Source organism: Burkholderia sp. BCC1977 (genome assembly GCF_905339595.1).
In the GTDB taxonomy this organism is placed as follows: Bacteria; Pseudomonadota; Gammaproteobacteria; order Burkholderiales; family Burkholderiaceae; genus Burkholderia.
In genome coordinates, this window is record NZ_CAJPGQ010000026.1 from 78,133 (window position 1) to 97,648 (window position 19,516).

Annotated in this window: 19 protein-coding genes; 4 read left to right on the forward strand and 15 right to left on the reverse strand. The window is 67.1% G+C overall.

All coding sequences use genetic code 11. From position 1 onward, the window contains the following. The first annotated feature begins 52 nt into the window (after positions 1–52). The gene (locus U5771_RS21625) at positions 53–958 is read left to right on the forward strand and encodes a LysR family transcriptional regulator (protein WP_322025864.1); all 906 of its coding nucleotides are present in this window, start codon (positions 53–55) and stop codon (positions 956–958) included. 45 nt (positions 959–1,003) lie between these two features. Here the strand turns inward: U5771_RS21625 and U5771_RS21630 are convergent, their stop codons facing one another. From U5771_RS21630 to U5771_RS21700, 15 genes are all read right to left on the reverse strand, one after another. Next, positions 1,004–2,131 carry a J domain-containing protein gene (locus tag U5771_RS21630; protein WP_322025865.1) on the reverse strand — a complete coding sequence of 376 codons (1,128 nt, stop codon included), beginning with the start codon at positions 2,129–2,131 and terminating at the stop codon, positions 1,004–1,006. 106 nt (positions 2,132–2,237) lie between these two features. Continuing rightward, the gene (locus tag U5771_RS21635) at positions 2,238–2,945 is read right to left on the reverse strand and encodes a GntR family transcriptional regulator (protein ID WP_185640706.1); all 708 of its coding nucleotides are present in this window, start codon (positions 2,943–2,945) and stop codon (positions 2,238–2,240) included. A gap of 64 nt (positions 2,946–3,009) precedes the next feature. Continuing rightward, a complete protein-coding gene (locus tag U5771_RS21640) occupies positions 3,010–4,056 on the reverse strand; it encodes a proline racemase family protein (RefSeq protein WP_322025866.1) in 1,047 nt (348 codons plus the stop codon). 15 nt (positions 4,057–4,071) lie between these two features. Further along, complete coding sequence (locus U5771_RS21645; RefSeq protein WP_322025883.1) at positions 4,072–5,553, reverse strand: aldehyde dehydrogenase family protein; 1,482 nt, start codon at positions 5,551–5,553, stop codon at positions 4,072–4,074. A 21-nt stretch (positions 5,554–5,574) separates the two neighbouring features. Beyond that, positions 5,575–6,876 carry an FAD-binding oxidoreductase gene (locus U5771_RS21650; RefSeq protein ID WP_322025867.1) on the reverse strand — a complete coding sequence of 434 codons (1,302 nt, stop codon included), beginning with the start codon at positions 6,874–6,876 and terminating at the stop codon, positions 5,575–5,577. Next, positions 6,873–7,889 (reverse strand): 4-hydroxyproline epimerase, encoded by a 1,017-nt coding sequence (locus tag U5771_RS21655; RefSeq protein WP_322025868.1) that lies wholly within the window; start codon positions 7,887–7,889, stop codon positions 6,873–6,875. The genes U5771_RS21650 and U5771_RS21655 overlap by 4 nt, the downstream gene beginning before the upstream one ends. Positions 7,890–7,952: 63 nt before the next feature. Next, a complete protein-coding gene (locus U5771_RS21660; protein ID WP_322025869.1) occupies positions 7,953–8,831 on the reverse strand; it encodes a dihydrodipicolinate synthase family protein in 879 nt (292 codons plus the stop codon). Between the two features lie 33 nt (positions 8,832–8,864). Next, positions 8,865–9,530: an amino acid ABC transporter permease gene (locus U5771_RS21665; protein ID WP_322025870.1), complete on the reverse strand. Its 666-nt coding sequence runs from the start codon at positions 9,528–9,530 to the stop codon at positions 8,865–8,867. A gap of 10 nt (positions 9,531–9,540) precedes the next feature. Beyond that, positions 9,541–10,212: an amino acid ABC transporter permease gene (locus U5771_RS21670; RefSeq protein WP_322025871.1), complete on the reverse strand. Its 672-nt coding sequence runs from the start codon at positions 10,210–10,212 to the stop codon at positions 9,541–9,543. Positions 10,213–10,222: 10 nt separating this feature from the next. After that, on the reverse strand, positions 10,223–11,062 hold the full coding sequence (locus tag U5771_RS21675) for an amino acid ABC transporter ATP-binding protein (RefSeq protein WP_322025872.1): 840 nt from the start codon (positions 11,060–11,062) through the stop codon (positions 10,223–10,225). A gap of 99 nt (positions 11,063–11,161) precedes the next feature. Beyond that, on the reverse strand, positions 11,162–11,995 hold the full coding sequence (locus U5771_RS21680; protein WP_322025873.1) for a substrate-binding periplasmic protein: 834 nt from the start codon (positions 11,993–11,995) through the stop codon (positions 11,162–11,164). Positions 11,996–12,433: 438 nt separating this feature from the next. Further along, a complete protein-coding gene (locus U5771_RS21685; protein WP_322025874.1) occupies positions 12,434–12,739 on the reverse strand; it encodes a DUF4148 domain-containing protein in 306 nt (101 codons plus the stop codon). A 261-nt stretch (positions 12,740–13,000) separates the two neighbouring features. Then, entirely contained in the window at positions 13,001–15,367 is a 2,367-nt protein-coding gene (locus U5771_RS21690; protein ID WP_322025875.1) for a DNA polymerase II, read from the reverse strand. A gap of 694 nt (positions 15,368–16,061) precedes the next feature. Continuing rightward, positions 16,062–16,367, reverse strand: coding sequence for a hypothetical protein (locus tag U5771_RS21695; RefSeq protein WP_322025884.1), 306 nt, complete (start codon positions 16,365–16,367; stop codon positions 16,062–16,064). A 109-nt stretch (positions 16,368–16,476) separates the two neighbouring features. Continuing rightward, a complete protein-coding gene (locus U5771_RS21700) occupies positions 16,477–17,523 on the reverse strand; it encodes an AraC family transcriptional regulator (RefSeq protein ID WP_322025876.1) in 1,047 nt (348 codons plus the stop codon). Between the two features lie 94 nt (positions 17,524–17,617). On the opposite strand from U5771_RS21700, the gene U5771_RS21705 reads away from it, so the two are divergent. The 3 genes from U5771_RS21705 (at position 17,618) to U5771_RS21715 (ending at position 19,441) form a co-directional block, all read left to right on the forward strand. Further along, complete coding sequence (locus U5771_RS21705; protein ID WP_322025877.1) at positions 17,618–18,574, forward strand: sterol desaturase family protein; 957 nt, start codon at positions 17,618–17,620, stop codon at positions 18,572–18,574. Positions 18,575–18,827: 253 nt separating this feature from the next. Further along, positions 18,828–19,109, forward strand: a complete 282-nt coding sequence (locus U5771_RS21710; protein ID WP_322025878.1) for a transcriptional regulator — start codon at positions 18,828–18,830, stop codon at positions 19,107–19,109. 80 nt (positions 19,110–19,189) lie between these two features. Then, the gene (locus U5771_RS21715) at positions 19,190–19,441 is read left to right on the forward strand and encodes an energy transducer TonB (RefSeq protein ID WP_322025879.1); all 252 of its coding nucleotides are present in this window, start codon (positions 19,190–19,192) and stop codon (positions 19,439–19,441) included. Positions 19,442–19,516 lie beyond the last annotated feature (75 nt).

The window sequence follows — 19,516 nt, forward strand, 5'->3', positions numbered from 1 at the left end:
CATGGACGAACGGGCGGCGCGCGCCGTAAGATGCCGGCAAGGAGATCCGGCGATGCGCCTTTCGAAGATTGATCTGAACCTGTTCGTCGTATTCGAGGCGATCTACAACAAGCGCAACCTGACGCGCGCGGCCGAGGTGCTGAACCTCACGCAGCCGGCCGTCAGCAATGCGCTGGCGCGGCTGCGCAAGACGCTGAACGACCCGCTGTTCGTCAGCACGCCGGCCGGGATGATGCCGACGCCGATGGCCGAGAACATCGTCGGCCGCGTGCGCGAGGCATTGCAGTTGCTCGATTCGAGCGCGCACGAAGGCGACGTGTTCGATCCGGCTTCGTCGGAACGCGTGTTCCGGCTCAGCATGAGCGACCTGACGGAGGCACTGCTGCTGCCCGCGCTCGGCGAACTGCTGCAGACGCATGCGCCCGGCATGCACGTGCGCAGCTACACGATGGACCGTCGCGAAGTGGCGACCGCGCTTGCGAACGGTTCCGTCGACATCGCGATCGATGCGCCGCTGATCGGCGATCCGCACCTGCACCAGGCGCTGCTCGTGCGCGACCGCTACGCGTGCATGATCCGCGACGACCACCCGTTCAACGGCGACACGCTGACCATGGACGACTACCTGTCGATGGGGCACATCCACGTGTCGAGCCGCCGCAAGGGCAGCGGGCACGTCGATGCGGAACTGACGCGGCTCGGGCTGCGCCGCAACATCCAGATGCGCGTGCAGCACTACATGGTCGCGCCGCTGATCGCGATGCGCGGCGACCTCGCGCTGACGGCGCCGCTGAGGCTGCTGCAGCGCTACCCGGCACGGATTCTCGAACTGCCGTTCGAGATGCCGGGACTCGAATACTTCTGCTACTGGCATCGCAGCGCCGATCAGGATCAGGGCAGCCAATGGCTGCGCGAGCAACTGATGATGCTGATGGGCGGGATCAGTGAGTCGCCGTGATGCGACGCGGTGTGTGCGCCGTGCGCTGGCCTGCGCCTGCTTCGCTCAAGACGAATCGTCGTCGAAGCGCGACGATACCGGCCGGCGTTTCATGTCCTTCAGCCAGTCCCTCACGTAGTCCGGATCCTCGAACTCGCGCAGCGCGACGGTCAGGTCCTGGTTGCCGCGCTGCATGCCGGCGATGTCGCGCGTGAGCATGCGGATCACGGTATCGGGCGCGACCTTGACGGACGACGCGATGCCGTAAGTCCGCCGGAAATCGTTCTCGACGTGCCGGATCTCCTGATCGAGTTCGCGCAGCTGTTCCTCCAGGATGCCGTTGTAGCGCGTCAACCGCGCTTCGCTGAGCCCGTCGATCGCACGCCGGTCGATCTGTTCGATCTCCAGTTGCAGTTCCAGCAGCTGTAGCAGGTTGCCCTTCGCATACGCGTGGTTGACGCGCTGCATCAGCACGGTCTTGCGTTCCTGTTCGCGGGGATCGGTTTCGCGATCGGGATGCAGCGCGCTGGCCAGCTTGCGATAGATCTCGCGAATCGACTTGCTCGATTCGGCCTGTTCGGCTTCGCGCTTCGCCTGCGCGGCCGATTGCTTCGGTGCTTTCTTGCGCTTCGCGCGCTGGGCCTCGCGGGCCGCGTGAGCGGCCATGTCGCGCTCGAACTGGGCGTCGAGTTCGGCCTGCATCCGCTCGGCGAGTTCGTCGGGCGACAGCGAGTCGAGATCGTCCGCCGGTTCCATCGCGGGCATCGGCTCCGGTTCCGGCTTCATCGGTTCGGGATCGGCCGCGGCGTTGCCGGCGTCGTCGGATGCGTGATGCCGGCGGCAGATGACCTTCAGCGCCGCGTCGTCGCTGACGTTCAGCAAGTCGCGCGCCATGTCGGCGATCAGGTCGGACAGCGTGCGCTGTTCGGCCTTGCTCAAGCCCTTCTGCAGGAACGCGTCGTCGAGCAGATGGATCAGCCTGATCCGCAGCGCCGTCGCTTCCCGTTCGAGCGGCAACAGCCCGTCGACGAATTTCTTCTGGAACGCCGGCATGACGGCTTCCCACGCGCCGAGCCGCTCGCGCCGCTTTTCGATGTGCTTGACGAGCGTATTGAAGGCTTGCTGGGCTTTCGACAGGCTGGCTGTCTCGTGACCGGGCGCGATGGCGACCGCGGCACCGCGACGTGCGGTCATGATGAATGTCCTCCGGCCGCGGCAGGAGGCGCGGCAGGCCGGTATTTTAGCCGGACGGGCCGGGGCGCGTGCCGGCCTGCGGTGTACTGATGCCGACGCCGATGCGTTACAGCACGGCCATCGATTCCGTCATGTTCTGCTTCATGTAGTCGAGGAAGCGCTTCTGGAACAGCATCGTGTGCTCGTGCGCGGCGCGCTCGGCCGCATCCGCATCGCGCCGCACGATCGCGTCGATCAGTTCGTCGTGGTCGCGGCCGAGCTTCGCGGCCGTCGGCGAACTCACGGTGAAGTCGAAATGCAGGTGGAGCAGGCGCTGCCCTTCGCCGAGCAGCCGTTCGTAGTAGCCGACGAAGTACGGGTTGTTCGCGGCGTGCGCGATCGCCATGTGCAGCGCCTTGTTGGTCTCCGACATCGCCTGGAAGTCGCCGCTCGCGACGGCTTCCATGTAGACGTCGTCGGCCTTGCGGATCTTCGCGAGGTCGGCTTCGGAGCGCTGCGTGGCCGCGAGTCGCGTGACCGCGCGCTGGATCAGGTCGAGCGCCGAGATGTATTTCGGGAATTCCTCGATCTCGAACGGTGTGACGAGCGTCGTGCGGTTCGGCAGGATCGTGACGAGCCCTTCGCTGCTCAGCCGCGCAATGGCGTCGCGCACCGGCGAGCGCGACAGCCCGAACTGCGCGGCCAGCGAGATTTCGTCGAGCTGCACGCCGGGTTTCAGCTTGAGCGTCAGGATCTGCTTGCGCAATTCCTCATACACATACCGCCCGCCGTGCCGGCGGCCGCCACCTTCGGTTTCAACGGCCTCTTTGCTCATCTCGCTACCCTTCCTGTAATCGGCCCGGGTCGCCGGGCGCGCTCTGGAGTTTAGCATCGCGTCCTCACGTGCCCGACGCGGCCGACGGCCCGAATCCGTCGCCCCACGTGTCGCTGAGCATGAATCCGGCCGCCAGCGGATCGTCGGGATCGACGCCGAGCTGCTGGAACCCGAACACCCACGCGCGCCCGGTGACGCGCGGCAGCACGGCGGGCCGGCCGCCGACCTCGGTCGTGCCGAGCAGCTCGACGCGGAATTCGCCGCCGATCGTCGAGCGCGACGTGAGGCGGTCGCCGACCTGCACGCGTCCGCGCGCGGCGAGCGTCGCGAGGTTGGCCGAGCTGCCGGTCCCGCACGGCGAGCGGTCGACACGGCCGGGCGGCAGCGTCGTGCAGGTCTGGTACAGCGTGTCGTCGACGCGGTGGCGGAACATCACGTACGCGACTTCGTCGATCTCCGGGTACAGCGGATGCTGCACCGTGACTTGCCGGTTGACGATCTCCTTGAGCCGCACACCGTGCGTCGCAAGCTGGCGCGCGTTGTCCGGCGCGATGTCGAGCCCGATCTGGCCGACGTCGACGAGCGCGTAGTACACGCCGCCGAATGCGATGTCGACCTTGATCGTGCCGAACGCCGGCGTGTGCACGTCGACGTCGAGGTGTTCGACGAACGCCGGCACCATGTCGAGCGATACGCCGACGCAGCGGCCGTCGCGGCACGACGCCCGCGCGGTGACGAGGCCTGCCGGCGTGTCGAGCACGACGGTGGTTTCGGGCTCCTGCATCGGCACCATCCCGAGTTCGAGCAGCGCGGTCACGACGCAGATGCAGTTGCTGCCCGACATCGGATGGGCCTTGTCGGCCTGCAGCACGATGAAGCCGGCGTGCGCGTCGGGCCGCGTCGGCGGCAGCAGCAGGTTGACCGACATCTGCAGGCAGCCGCGCGGTTCGAGCACGACCAGGCGCCGCAAGCTGTCGTCGGTCTCGTTGATGTGGTTCATCTTGTCGAGCATAGTCTTGCCCGGCACGTCGAGGACGCCGCCGGTGATGACCTTGCCGATCTCGCCCTCGCAATGCACGTCGACGAGCTGCAGCGTTTTGTTCCAGCGCATGATCGATTCACCTTCCTACTTGATGTACCAGCCCCACGGTTTGTCGCTGTCGTACCGCGTGATCTGCTTGATCTCGAGGTAGTTGTTCAGGCCCCACTCGCCGAGCTCGCGCCCGATCCCGCTCTGCTTGTAGCCGCCCCACGGCGCCTCCGTGAACGTCGGCTGCGAGCAGTTGATCCAGACGATGCCCGCGCGCATCGCGCGTGCCACGCGCTCGCAGCGCGGCAGGTCGGCCGACATGACCGCCGCGGCGAGCCCGAAGCGCGAATCGTTGGCCGAGCGAACTGCTTCGTCTTCCGTATCGAACGGCCGCACGCAGACGACCGGCCCGAAAATTTCCTCGCGCCAGATCCAGCTGTCTTCCGGCACGTCGGCGAACACGGCCGGCTCGAGGAAGTAGCCGCGTTCGAGATGCGCGGGCCGGCCGCCGCCCGTCACGAGCCGCGCACCTTCGTCGCGGCCGCGCGCGATGGCCGCCCGTACCTTGTCGTACTGCCCGCGGCTCACCAGCGGCCCGAGCAGCACGCCTTCGTCGCGGCCGTTGCCGATCCTGATTTTGCGCGCTTCCTGCGCGAGCCGCTCGACGAGCGGCGCATACAGCGACCGCTCGACGAGCACGCGCGACGTGGCCGAACACACTTCGCCCTGGTTCCAGAAGATGCCGAACAGGATCCATTCGACGGCCGCTTCGAGGTCGCTATCACCGAACACGATGAACGGCGACTTGCCGCCGAGTTCGAGGCTCACGTTCTTGATGTCGCATGCGGCGGCCTGCATGATCCGGCTGCCGGTCGGCACGCTGCCGGTGAACGCGAGCTTGTCGATGCCCGGATGTTCGGCGAGCGGCGCGCCGGCGTCGGCGCCGAGGCCCGTCACGACGTTCAGCACGCCGGCCGGCAGCCCGGCCGCGTCGGCGATGCCGGCGAGTTCGAGCGCGGTGAGCGGCGTCAGTTCGGACGGCTTCAGCACCATCGTGCAGCCGGCCGCGAGCGCGGGCGCGACCTTCCACGCAGCCATCAGCAGCGGAAAATTCCACGGGATGATCGCGCCGGCGACGCCGATCGGCTCCTTGCGGACGACCGTGCTGAAGCGTTCGTCCGCGAGCGGCACCGGCGTTTCGGCGTTGCCGTCGAGTTGTTCAGCGAGCCCGGCATAGAAGTCGAAGCAGCCGGCGGCGTCGCCGAGATCCCACAGCGCTTCGGGCAGCGGCTTGCCGTTGTCGCGCACTTCGAGTTCGGCGAGTTCGGGCAGGCGGTCGCGGATGCGTTGCGCGATCGCGCGCAGCACGGCGGCGCGCTGCGCGCCGGTCATGCGCGGCCACGGGCCTTCGTCGAACGCGCGGCGCGCGGCGTTGACCGCTGCGTCGATGTCTTCCGCGGTCGCGGCGGCCACTTTGGCGATCACGGTTTCGTTGGACGGATCGAGCGTGTCGAAGGTACGGCCCTGAATGGGCGCCACCCAGCGGCCGTCGATGAAAAGTCGTTCGTAGGAGTGCATGAGCATGAAAGGTCTCGAATGTCAGGCGAAGCGATAAGCGCTGAACGGCGCGAGGTCCTGCCGCGTCGGGCGGCCGGCGACAAGGTCGCCGACGAGGCGCCCGGTCGTCGCGCCGAGCGTGAGGCCGAGTTGGCCATGGCCGAACGCCATGATCGCGTTCGGCAGCCGCTTCGAGCGGTCGATCACCGGCTTCGTGTCGGGCAGGAACGGCCGATAGCCGACGCCGTATTCGACGCGCGCGGTCTGCAGCTCCGGCAGGATGCGTCGGGCCTTCTCCAGGATGATGTCCGCGCGCCGGAAGTTCGGCGCCGCATTGCGGCCCGCGAACTCGATGGTGCCGCCGATCTGCAGCCCGCGCGTCATCGGGCTGAAGCAGAAGCCGCCGTCCGCATAGATGACGGAGTGGCGAAACTCGACGCCCGGGTCGGTTACGAGCGCCTGGTAGCCGGCGATGCCTTCGAGCGGCACGCGCACGCCGAGCTGGCTGAAGAATTGCCGCGAACCGGTTCCGGCCGCGACGACCACATGGTCGGCCGCGATGCGCTCGCCATCGGCAAGGGTCACGCCGGTCGCGCGTCCGTTCGCCTCGTCGACGCGCGCCGCATTCGCGCGGATGCGGCGCCCGCCCTGCGCTTCGAAGCTGGCCGTCAGCGCCATGATGAAGCCTTCGGTATCGTTGACCGCGCGCCAGTCGGGAAACAGCAGCCCATGCTTGAACCGGCCGGCGAGCGCCGGTTCGAGATCGCCGATCTCGGCGGCGTTCAGCCGCTGCGATGCGAAGCCGAGCGACTGCCGCAGTTCGAGATGCGGCTGTTCGTGCGCGATGCCGGCCGGATCGTCGAACACTTCGAGCACCGGGCGCTGGCCCAGCAGCGCGCGGTCGCCGCACGCATCGAGCAGCGGCGCGTAATCGGAATAGACGTCGTGCGTCAGCGTCGCCATCGCCTGCGCGATCGACACGATCTTCGCGTGACGGGCCGACGCGACGAACCGGAAGAACCACGGCAGGATGCCCGGCAGCGCGCCGGGCCGCAGCGCGAGCGGCCCTTTCTGGTCGATCAGCCAGCGCGGCACCTTCATCAGGATGCCGGGCTTCGACAGCGGAATGACCTCGCTGACCGCCATCTGTCCGCAGCTCCATTTCGCGGTGCTGTCGCCGGGCGCGGCCGGATCGATCAGCGTGACCGCACGGCCGTCGCGCTGCAGATAGAGCGCGCAGCACACGCCGACGATCCCGCCGCCGATCACGACGGCCGTTTCCTCGCGTGCGGTGCCGGGTGCGGCGGGTGCGGCGGGTGCGGTTGGTCGCGGAATCGCGTTCAATTGACGAACTCCTGCAGGCTGAAGCCGTGTGCATACGGCTGGGAGGCATCGACGCGATACTGCGCGCGGCCCGTGACCCACGCGCGCCCTTCGATGCTCGGGCGTACGGCGTCGAGCCCGCTGTTCAGGCGCGTGACCGATTCCACGCGGCCGATGAAGCGGCTGCCGATCAGGCTCTCGTGGCAATACGCGTCGCCGGCCGCGAGCCAGCCACGTGCGAAGCGCTGGGCGACGCGCGCGGAGCTGCCGGTGCCGCACGGCGAGCGATCGACGAGACTGTCGCCGGCGATCACCACCGCGCGCCCGTGCGCGTCGTCGGCGAGCGGCTTGCCCGTCCACATGCAGTGATGCACGCCTCGAATCGCCGGCTCATCGGGATGCACGACGTCGAGCGCCGCGTTGACCGCGTGCTGCACGGCGCGGCCCCACGCGAGCAGCTGGTCCGGCGTGAAGTGTTCGCAGCCGGGGAAATTCGGCTGAACCTCGACGATCGGATAGAAGTTGCCGCCGTACGCGATGTCGACGGCCAGCGCGCCGAGCGCGGGAATGTCGATCTCGACGTCGCGTGCGAGCAGGAAGCTCGGCACGTTGGTGAAGCGCACCGACGTCACGCGCGCGCCGTCCATCTCGTAGCGCGCGACGATCTGCCCGGCCGGCACGTCGACCGTCACCGTGCCCGGCCGCTTCGGCACGACGAGCCGCTCCTCGATCGCGAACGCGATCGAGCCGATCGTCGCGTGGCCGCACATCGGCAGGCAGCCCGACGTCTCGATGAACAGCAGGCTGAAATCGGCGTCGTCGCTGACGGGCGGATAGAAGATCGTGCCCGACATGTGCGCATGGCCGCGCGGCTCCAGCATCAGCGTGCGGCGCACCCAGTCGTGATGCGCGACGAAGTCCGCGCGCCGCGCGTTCATCGTCGCGCCGTGCAACGCCGGCGCGCCGTCGATCACCATGCGCACCGGCATCCCCTCGGTATGGCCTTCGATGCAGGTAAAGCTGTGAATCGTCATGTTGAGGTTCCTCGGTCGGCGCACCGGCGCCACGCGGCGCCGGTGCGGGTACGCATCACGGGATTAGGCCTGCGACGCCTCGAAGATCGCGCGGAATTCCGCTTTTTCCTGGTCGGTCAGCGGCTGCAGCGGCATGCGCGCGTTGCCGACCTTGAAGCCGGCCAGTTCGCAGCCGTACTTCACCTTCTGGATGAACTTGCCCGACTCCATGCTCGCCATCACCGGGAACAGCGTGCGCATCACATTTTGCGCGCCGGCGATGTCGCCTGCCGAGAATTTGTCGTGGAAGCTCACGACCTGTTTCGCGAAGCAGTTCGCGGGCCCGCAGATCCAGCTCGTCGCGCCCCACAGGAAGAAGTCGAGCGCCTGGTCGTCGGAGCCGCACGACAGCTGGTAGTGGTCGCGGTACTTGCCGCCGATCTCGATCGCACGCAGCAGGTTGCCGCTGCTTTCCTTGATGCCGATCACGCGCGGATGATCCTTGAACGCGTCGAGCACGCCGAAGCCGACCTCGACGTTCGTGCGCACCGGATAGTTGTACAGGATCACGTTCACGTCGGTCACCGCGGCGAGAATCGCGTCGTAGTGGCCGATCAGTTCGTCCTGCGACGGCAGCGCGTAGTACGGCGGCGCGATCAGGATGTTCGTGTAGCCGGCATCGCGCGCCTGGCGAACCTGCTCGATCACCTCGCGCGTCGACGAGCCGTTCGCGCCGGCGATCAGCGTGCCGCGGCTGCCGACCACTTCGCGCACGGTCTTCATCACCGCGCGGCGCTCGTCGTTCGTGAGCGCGTAGTACTCGCCGGTCGACCCGAGCGGCACGAAGCCGCTGACGCCCGCGGCGAGCTGATATTCGAGGATCGACGCGAGCGTGTCGTGATCGACCGCGCCCGAGGCATCGAACGGCGTGACGAGGGCGGGCAGAATGCCTTTCAGTTGCATGAGATTTCTCCAGCGTGACGAGAGCGTTGCGGGTTAATAGGCATAGCGCCTGAGCATCCTGGACTCCACTACGCCGACCAGGCGGGTCAGCGGAAAGGCGACGAGGAAATAGATGACGGCGACCGTGGTCAGGAACTCGACCGGGCGCGCGGTGCTGTTCGACACGTTCTGGCCGACGAACATCAGGTCGGCGATCCCCACCGACGAAATGAGCGCGCTCTCCTTGAACAGGCTCACGACGTTCGACAGCAGCGGCGGAATCGCGCGCAGCAGCGCCTGCGGAAAGATCACGTAGACGATCTTCACGTGCGGCGACAGGCTGAGCGCGATGCACGCGTCGTGCTGCTCGCCGGCGATCGACTTCAGCGAGCCGCGAAACGTTTCGCTGGTGATCGCGGCCATGTACAGCGTCAGCGAGATCAGCACCGACAGGTACGGCGGGATCGGCAGCCGCAGCACGACCGGGAAGCAGAAAAACACCCAGAACAGCTGGATCAGCAGCGGCGTGCCGCGGAAGAATTCGACGAACGCGGTGATCGGGCCGCGCAGCCAGCGCGACGGCGACATGCGCAGCAGGCTCAGCACGAAGCCGAGCAGGCTGCCGACGAGCGCGCACGTGGCGGTGAACGCCAGCGTCAGCGCGAGGCCTTTCGCGAGCACGAGCCAGTACGGCCAGACGACGGAAAAATCGAGATTCACGACAGGCTCCTCAGCGCTGGACGGCGACGTCCTGGCGGCGCTCGATGACGTTGACGAGTTTCGCGATCGGCAGCGACAGCGCGAAATACACGAGCGCGACGACCGAATAGGTTTCGAGCGGCCGGTACGCTTCGGTCGCGATGCTCTTCGCGACGTACATCAGGTCGCCCACCGCGACGATCGCGACCAGCGCGCTTTGCTGCAGGCTGCCGATCCCGTTCGTCAGCAGCACGGGCATCGCGCTGCGCAGCGCCTGCGGCAGCACGACGAAGATCGTGCGCTGCCACGGCCGCAGGCCGAGCGCGATCGCCGCGTCGAGATGCTCCTTCGGCACCGCCTGCACGCCGGCGCGATACGCTTCCGCGTTGAACGCGGTCAGGTTCAGGCCGAGCGCGAGCACGCCCATCGTGACGGGATCGATGAACACGTCGACCATCATCGGGATGCAGTAGAAGAACCAGATGATCTGCAGCAGCGCGGGCGTGCAGCGGAAGAATTCGATGAAGAGCTGTGCGGGCCAGCACACGAGCTTCCAGCGGCTCATCGCGAGCAGGCACAGCACGAAGCCGAGCACGAGGCCCATCGCGTTCGCGGCGACGGCCAGCACGACGGTGACCTTCAACCCGTCGAGCAACGCGCCGAGGCTGCCGGCGAGGAAACTGAAATCGAAGTGATAGTTCATGGCTTCGGCCTCAGTCTAGATGCAGCACTTTCTCGAGGAATTCCCGCGTGCGCGCTTCCTTCGGACACTTGAAGATATGGTCCGGCGCGCCTTCCTCGACGATCTTGCCGTTCGCGCAGAACACGACGCGCGTCGCGATGTCGCGCGCGAAGTGCATGTCGTGTGTGACGATGATCATCGCCATCTTCTGCTCGGCGAGCTGCAGCATCACGTTCTGGACTTCGACGACCATCTCCGGATCGAGCGCCGACGTCACTTCGTCGAACAGCATCAGCTTCGGTTCGAGCATCAGCGCACGCGCGATCGCCACGCGCTGCTTCTGGCCGCCGGACAGCTGGCTCGGATATGCATGCAGCTTGCTTTCGAGGCCGAGGCGCGCGAGATACATTCGGGCGCGCTCGGTCGCGTCCGCCTTCGACAGCCCGCCGACGCGCACCGGCGCGAGAATCAGGTTGCCGAGCACCGACAGGTGCGGAAACAGCGTGTAGTGCTGGAACACCATGCCGACCTGCTTCTGCAGCTTCGCATCGATGCGCGACGCGCCGCGTGCGTCGCCGCCGCGGATGTACGGCGCGCCCTGGAACGCGATCTCGCCGCGCTGGATGCCTTCCAGGCCCATCATCACGCGCAGCAGCGAGCTCTTGCCGCTGCCGCTCGGGCCGATGATCACGAGCCGGTCGTCGGCGCGCATGTCGAGGCTCATGCCATCCATCACGACGAGGTTCGGACCGTACGCCTTGTGCACGTCGCGCAGCCGCACGAACTCGCCGTCCGGCGCGGACGCGGCGAAGCGCATGGTCGAAAGGGGATGCATGGCCGACCTGACGGCCGTCGTTCGAGGCGACAACATGACTGTCTCTCCAGCGGCGCCCGACGTCGGCGCGCAAAGTGCGAATCGGAAAATCGGCGCCCGGCTGCGATCCGCCGGGGCCGTCTGCGCGGTCGGCGCTTACTTGCCCGGCGCGAGCATCGCCTGCACGGACGTCTTGATCAGGCGGTTCACCGCGCCCGACTTGACCTGTTGCGACAGGTAGTCGTTGAGCGCGTCGAGGTCGGCCTTCGGCGTGTCCTTGCGCAGGCCGAACGCGACTTCCTGCTGCGCGAGCGGCGGCGTCGGGTTGAAGCTGGCCGCCCAGTCCGGGTGCGCTTCCGTCAGCAGCATGTTGGTGATGTTCGCGTCGGCGAGCAGGTCGGCGCGCTTCGAGATCAGCGACAGGCGCGTCTCGTCGTTGCCCGGCAGCCGCATGATCCGCGCCTGTTTCAGTTCGGCCGAAATCGCCTTGTCCTGCGACGTGCCGGACATCACCGCGATCGTGACGTTCGGCTTGTCGATGTCGGCGAGCGAGCGCAGGTTCTTCGCGATCTTCGGGTTGTGCTTGTTGTAGACGAACGAGACGTTGTAGTCGGTCGCCGGCGCCGAGAACGCGACGGCCTTTTCACGCTCGGGCGTGTCGTTCAGCGCCATGGACAGATCCCACTTGTCCGACTGCAGGCCGGCCACGATGTTGTCCCAGCTCGTGTCGACGAATTCGACCTTCACCTTCAGCACGTTCTGCCCGAAATCGCGGCACAGATCCGAGAAGAAGCCGCTGTATGCGCCCGTCTTCGGGTCGCGCATCACGTACGGCGGCGCGACCGCGGCGCCGCAGCGCAGGACGCCCGCCTTCTTCACGGCGGCCCAGGCGTCGGGACCGGCGGCGTGCGACGGCGCGGCCGCGACGAGCGATGCCGCCGCCACGGTGCACGCGGCGATTTGACGGGTGAAACGAGACAGTCGATTCATGGTGACCTCACTTGAAATGGGTAAACCCGTATGCCTGCTGATATCTACACACATAGATGTGTGTTTTATTGTGTGCAGCGTTGTGTGCATATTAGGGGGGCAAAAATCGGCGTGTCAACGAGAAGTTGGGCTGTGAGGGGGCGGGTTTTCCCCGGGACGCACGCGTGGCGGGGCGGGAAGGCAAGCGGAGAAAGGCGGTGCGACGCGCGGCCGGGGCGCGGCTAGGCGAGGTTTGGGGCGGGAAAGATCAGCGGCAGGCTGCGGCCGGTCGGAAGGGGCGCGCGTGCGGCGCGAGGACCGGTCGGGAAGGGCGGGATGGGTGCGAGGAGGCGACCGTGCCGCGTGTCGGCGGCATCGCCATGCCGGCCGGCGAGCGGGGCGGCTCGGAAACCCGGCCCGCCGCGCGTTGCCGTGCCGCGACGCTCGGCGCAGCGTGACTTACCGCTTCACCGCCGGTGCGCCCGAGAGCGTCCCCGGTGCGCCGGTCGAGCCGTAAGCGGCTTCGCTGCTCTTGCGTTCGGCGAGGCGCTTCGCGGCCAGGCGTTCCTGTGCGGCGACGATGTCGTCCGGATAGTTGTCGCCGTCGCCGGTCGATGGGTTGTAGCCGACCGATTCGAGGTCGAGCAGTTCCTGGCGCACCTGCGCACGCGTGAGCGTCGAGTGCGACGATTGCGCGTACGACGCGGCCGGTGCGGCGAGCAGAACGGTGGCGGTAGCGGCGATGGTGACGATGATGGATTTCACGATTTCATCAGGTGGTTTCGTTGCAGTCCGGCGCGAGTGAGATGGCCTGAACCGATGTGACAAGTTTAGGAACCCGGATCGCCCGGATATACGGCGAATCCTTGCGAGCACTGTTCCAGAATGAGCGAGAGTGGGCGGCTACGACGGAAGGCATGCCGCCGATCGTGTGGTGCGCTTTCAGCGGAGAAGGGGAAGCGCAAAGCGGTTGCGGTCGCAACCCTATGAAGAAACGGGCGCGCGTATGTCGCCACGCCGTCAGTCTCAGAACAATTGCCCCTGCCCCGAAATCACCCGTTCGAAATCATCCCGCAGGAACGGCAGGATCGCATCGGCGACCGGCTGCAGCTGGCGGCTCACATAGAACGCGTAGTCGATCGGCGAGCGCATCGTCTCGAGCGGCTCCGGGCCGGCCGTCGTCATCACGTAGCTGATCCAGCCGCCGCGCTGGTACTGCAGCGGCCGGCCGCGGGCCTGGTTGAATTCGTCGGCGATCCGCGCGGCCCGCACGTGCGGCGGCACGTTGCGCTGATATTCGCTCAACGGCCGGCGCACGCGCTTGCGGTAGATCAGTTGCGCGTCGTATTCGCCGGCGAGCGTGCGTCGCACGTAGTCGCGAATGAAGTCCTGGTACGGCTCGCGCTTGAACACGCGCCGGTAGAGTTCGCGCTGGAATGCCTGCGCGAGCGGCGTCCAGTCGGTGCGCACCGTTTCGAGCCCCTTGAACACGAGGTCCTCGCCGCCGTTCGCCGCGAGCGCGAGGCCCGCATAGCGCTTCTTGCTGCCTTCTTCCGCGCCGCGCACGGTCGGCATCAGGAAGCGCCGGTAATGCCGCTCGTATTGCAGTTCGAGCGCGCTTGCCAGCCCGAAGCGATCGCGCAGGTACGCGTGCCACCAGCGGTTCACGTGCTCGACGAGCGCGCGGCCCTTGGCGGCGGCCGCGTCGTCGTCGTGCTCGCGCCCGAGCCACACGAAGGTCGAATCGGTATCGCCGTAGATGACTTCGTAGCCCTGCGCCTCGATCAGCTCGCGCGTGCGGTGCATGATCTCGTGGCCGCGCATCGTGATCGACGACGCGAGGCGCGGATCGAAGAACCGGCAGCCGGTCGAGCCGAGCACGCCGTAGAACGAATTCATGATGATCTTCAGCGCCTGCGACAGCGGCGCGTTGCGCTGGCGTTTCGCTTCGTCGCGGCCCTCCGACACGCGCCGCACGATGTCGGGCAGGCAATGCGCGGTGCGCGAGAAGCGCGCGCCGAGAAAGCCGGGCACCGACGTGTCGTCGCCCGGATGCGCGAGCCCTTCGATCAGCCCGGCCGGATCGATCAGGAACGTGCGGATGATCGACGGATACAGGCTCTTGTAGTCGAACACCAGCACCGAGTCGTACAGGCCGGGCCGCGAATCCATCACGAAGCCGCCGGGGCTGTTCTGGCCGGTCACGTCGCCGAGGTTCGGCGCGACGTAGCCGAGCCGGTGCATGCGGGGCAGGTACAGGTGCGTGAACGCGGCGACCGAGCCGCCGGTGCGATCGGCCGCAAGGCCCGTGACGGTCGCGCGTTCGAGCGCGAAGGACAGCAGGTCGGCCTTGTCGAAGATGCGCGTGACGAGTTCGCAGTCCTTCAGGTTGTAGTGCGCGAGCGCGGGCTTGTCGTGATCGAAGCGGCGCTGGATCTCGTCCATTCGCTGATACGGATTGTCGATCGACTTGCCTTCGCCGAGCAGCGACTGCGACACGTATTCGAGGCTGAACGACGGGAACGTCCACGTCGCCGATTTCAGCATGTCGATGCCGTCGAGGATCAGGCGGCCGGCCGCGCCCGCGAAGAAGTGGTCGGGCTGCTGGCCGTGCGCGCGCCACTCGAGCACGCTGCCGCCTCGCCCGAGCTTCAGCGGCACGCCGTATTGCTCCGCGTGCGCATGCAGGATGCGCAGGTCGAACTGCACGAGGTTCCACCCGATCACCGCGTCGGGATCGTGCTCGGCGAACCACTCATTGAGCCGGGTGAGCATCTCGGGCCGGCTGTCGCAGTAGTCGAGACGGAAGTCGGCGGCCGGCGCGTCGCCGTTCGGCGGGCCGAGCATGTAGACCTGCCGCTGTCCGCAGCCTTCGAGCGCGATCGAATACAGCTCGCCGTGGACGCTCGTCTCGATGTCGAGCGACACACAGCGCAGCGCCGGCCGATAGCCGGTCGCGGGTTTCAGTTCGCCGTCGGTCAGCGTGCCGTCGCGGCCGGCCGTGCCGCGAAACTGCACGGGCGCCGTGATGAAGCGCTCCATCGTATAGCGGTCGGGCGGCTGCACGTCGGCTTCGTAGACGTCGACGCCGGCCGCGGCGAGGCGTTTCTGGAGTCCGGACAGATGACGGTAGCGGCGGCAGTAGAGGCCGACGACCGCGCGCTGGCGGAAGTCGCGCAGCGCGAGCGGGCGCAGTTCGGCATCGCGCTCGCCGGCCAGCGTGCGTTCGGCGAGCGCCTGCTGCTCGGCCGGCACGAACGCGACGGCTTCCTGCGGGCGCAGCCGCACGCGGCGCGGACCGTGTTCGGTTGCCAGCCAGAACTCGATCTCGATGCCGGACGCGGTGTCCCGCCAGTGGCGGGTGAGGATGAAACCCTGCTCGAACTCCGTCAAAACGCTTGCTCGTCGTGGATGCCCAGGCGGCGGATTTTAGCGCCTGCGCGCGCTGCCCGCCGGGGGCGCGCGGAATGCCGGTACGAATGCGCGATGCGGATCGACGCCACCCGCGCCCTTGCCCGACGGCATGGCCGTTTTCGTGCCGAAGCGGGCGCCGTGCGCGAGCATGCCGGCCACACTGTCGCTTTCGACGGGAAGAAGGCCCGGCGTAGCCGCGCGCCGCCGCGCGGAAAGGCGCGCCTCGGACGCCGCGCAAGCGTGGACATTCCTCGGGTCGTATTTGTCGTTGTACGGACGGGGAGGCCGGTCGAACCGGTCAATGGATCGACGCGGTGCATTCGCCACGTCTGGCCGGGGACGCTCGTTTCGAGGTTGGCCTCAATAAAATGCATTGACATTGCATATATATCGGCCTGGCGCATCGAAAAAATCCCCGACCGCATCGATGTGCGGCCGGGATAGAAGACACCGTCTCTTGGCACGAGGATGGTGCGCGGCAAGTATATGACGTGACGCGCAATTACGAAACATCACGACTCAACAAACGGTGAAATTTCGTGATTGATGCTCAGAAAGAAATATTTGCGTCGCGCGTCACCTTTGGCGATTCAGGTGCCGGATCGCCGTGCATGACGTCCCGCCCGCGTGCCGCGGTTTTTTCAGCGGGCGTGCAGCCGGGGACAGCCGCGCTTCAGAAGTCGTTGCGCATCTTGTGGAGCAGGTCGCGGGGCGATTGATGCGTGTCCACGGCGGTGAGGATGTCGGTCAGGAACCACGGCAGGTTCAGTTGCGTATCGGAATCGCCGACGCACACGCGGATAGGCGGGGCTTTTGAGGCAGCGCGGGAGGCGGGTGCCGTGGCGGCGGACGTGGAGGACGGTACGCAGTTTTTCGCTTGCTGCGGAACCGGTGCAGCGGCATTGTCCGTGCCGGCGACCGCCGGCAGGCTGGCGGCGGCAAGCAGGATCAGGATGGCGAAACGGGCGGCGTGTTTCATGTGACTCTCCGGCGATGCACGTTCGACACCGTCGGCGAACCCGAGTTCGGCGCTGCCGATGGCGGCCGGTGTTCCGGCCCCGCCGGTCGCGATCGTCAACGACGCCGTTTCAGCCGTGCGCGACGCGCGCGGCCCGTGCCGGTTGCCGGCTGCGCCACTGCTGCGGCGATTCGCCCGTCCAGCGGCGAAATGCACGCGTCAACGCGCTGTGCTCCGAATAGCCGAGCAGCCAGGCGACTTCCGCGAGCGTGAGACGCGGATCGTTCAGGTAGTCGATCGCGAGCCGCCGCCGCGTGTCCTCGCGCAGCGTCCGGAAGTTGAGCCCGAGTTCGGCAAGCCGCCGGTGCAGCGTGCGTGACGACATGTGCAGGTCCGACGCGATCTGCTCGATGCTCACTTCGCCGCGCGTCAGCAAGCGGGCGACGGCCTCGCGCACCGACTGTTCGAGATCGTCGGTCTGCCGCAGCTCGGCGAGCAGCGCGCTCGCCTGCCGCTCCATCATCTGCAGCAGCGCATCGTCGGGCTGGCGCAGCGGCTGCACGAGCAGGCGCGGCGGAAACGCGAGCCGGTTCACCGGCTGCCCGAACCGCACCGGGCAGCCGAAGTAGTCGAGATACGGCTGCACGTCGCCGGGCGGCGGATGCACGAAGCACACTTCGTCGGGCCCGTCGTGCGTGCCGGTGATGTTGCGCGCGAACTGGACGATCGCGGTGAGCGCCACTTCGTCGACGAGCGCGCCGAGCGGTTCGGGCGCATCGTGCCATTCGATCGTGACCGACGTCGCCTCGACCCGCACTTCCATGCGCGCGACGTTCGCGACCAGGTGTTCGTATTGCTGCCAGCGCGCGAGGGCCGCGCCGGCGTCGCGGCACGCATGCAGCGCATAGCCGAGCGCGCCCAGATGCGCGGGCGTGATCCGCTGGCCGACGTGCAGGCCGAGCAACGGATCGCCGAGCACGTCGGCCGCGCGTTCGAGCAGACGCCGCCAGTGCGCGCTCGCGTACAGCGTGAGCCCGCGATCGTCCTCGGGCGGCCGCGCCTCGCCGAGCACGCGCGCCGCGTCCTGCCGTTGCGCGGACAGATAGTCGAACAGCAGCCGCACATAGGTGCTCGAGTAGTAGACGCGCTGGGTCGGAAGCGGGGAGGCGGCGGGCATGGCGGAAAGTGTCAAAGAATCGTCGGCAAGTGTCAACGCGGGCCGACCCGTGCGCGACCATACTGCCCGTCGGTGATTGACGGAGGCGATCGACATGCCGGCAGGGTGGATGACGTGGCTGCAGGCGTTCCTGGGCCACGAGGTGGACTGGAAGCAGGTGCTCCTGATCGGCATGACGCCGGTGTTCCTGATCGCGTTCATGATCGAGTTCGCGATCGCGACGAAGCGCGGCCAGCGCGCGCGGTTTCGCTGGAAGGAGATCGTCGCGAACCTGTCGCTCGGCGCCGGCTATCAGGTGGCCGAGACGGTGATGGGAATCCTGTTGACCGGCGCGATCTTCGCATGGGTGTACCGGCACCGGCTTTTCGACGTGCCGGTGAACGGCTTCACCATCGTGCCGATCTTCGTCGTCGTGGAGTTCTGCTACTACTGGTTCCATCGCACGTCGCATCGCGTGCGATGGTTCTGGGCCGCGCACGTGCCGCATCACAGCGGCGAAGTGATGAACTTCACGACCGCGATGCGGCAGTCGCTGCTGAACGCGTTCGTCGGCGTGTTCCTGTTCTATCTGCCGCCGGTGTGGCTCGGCATCCCGCCGGCCGTCGTGCTGTTCCTGCTGGCCGTCGATCTCGCGTACCAGTACTTCGTGCATACCGAAGCGATCGGGCGGCTGCCGCGCTGGTTCGAATACGTGTTCGACACGCCGTCGAATCATCGTGCGCATCACGGCCGCAATCCGCGCTATATCGACCGGAACTACGGCGGCGTGCTGATCGTCTTCGACCGGATGTTCGGCACGTATGTCGAGGAAACGGAGCCGGTCGACTACGGCATCACGCAGCAGATCCGTTCGTACAATTTCCTGGTGCTGAACCTCCACGAGTTCGTCGACATGTGGCGCGACGTGTGCGCGCCGGGGCCGATCGGACAGCGGCTCCGGCATTTGTGGATGCCGCCCGAGTGGGAGCGGCCGGGGCATCGGCCGATTCATACGTGGCGTGTCGAGCGGAAGGGGGAGGACGAAGGCGCTACGGGCGAACGCGGTGCGTAACCGACCTCACGCGCCCGATCGATCGTTCAAACGTTAAGAATCGTTTGAATCACCCGCCGAACGCTTGCGATGCCGAATGCGCTCATTTATTGTGCCGCCACGACGGCGCCGATACAGGCGTCAAGCCAGTTCGCAAGGAGCATTCGTCATTACCGCATTCAATCGTCGCACGCATATTCGTGCCTTTCTCGTCGCATCGGTCGCGTATCTCAACCTGTCTCAGCCTGCGTCGGCGGCTTACACGGAATCGTGGATGAGCGACCACGACGTCAAGGAGTACGCGCACCAGGTCAAGCATCCGCCCGTGGCGGCGAGCAGTGCGGCGGCCGTGAAGCCGGGGCGGCAAACCGTTCGTGCGCAGTCGAATGCACCCGCCGCCGCGCATGCCGACGCGAAACCTGCGTCGAAGGCACCGGCGGCGCCGGCAAAGACAGGCAAGGTTCAACAGGCGGCCGGCGCCGATCCGAAGACGCACGTCGCCGCGAAGCCGAAGGCCGCGCGGCCCGCGCACACGAGCGCGGCCATCCGGCATTGATGCGGTACGCAGGCCGGCGCGCGTCGATCCGTCGATGCACGCGGCGATAACCGGAGCATTCGACGATTGCGGAGAACCTCATGTCGCTGATGGACCGCCTGTTGTCACGCGGCGTGCAGAGCAACGCGTCGAGACGGCGCGTGATCGTGCGGGTCTGGCTCGACGAACACGGACGTGTCCGTGATCTCAAGGTCAGGCGCAGCTGCGGCGACACCGCGCTCGACGAGAAAGCGCTGCACGCGATTGCCGTGATGCGTTTCCCCGGCGGCCACCTCGGCTCCGGCGGCAAATCGGCCAAGCGTTGGCACGATCTCGATTATCCGGTGGACTGACGGCGCGTCACGGATACCCGTAACGGCGCTTCAACTTCGCGTAGTCGTAGACGTAGACGTAGACGCAGACGCAGA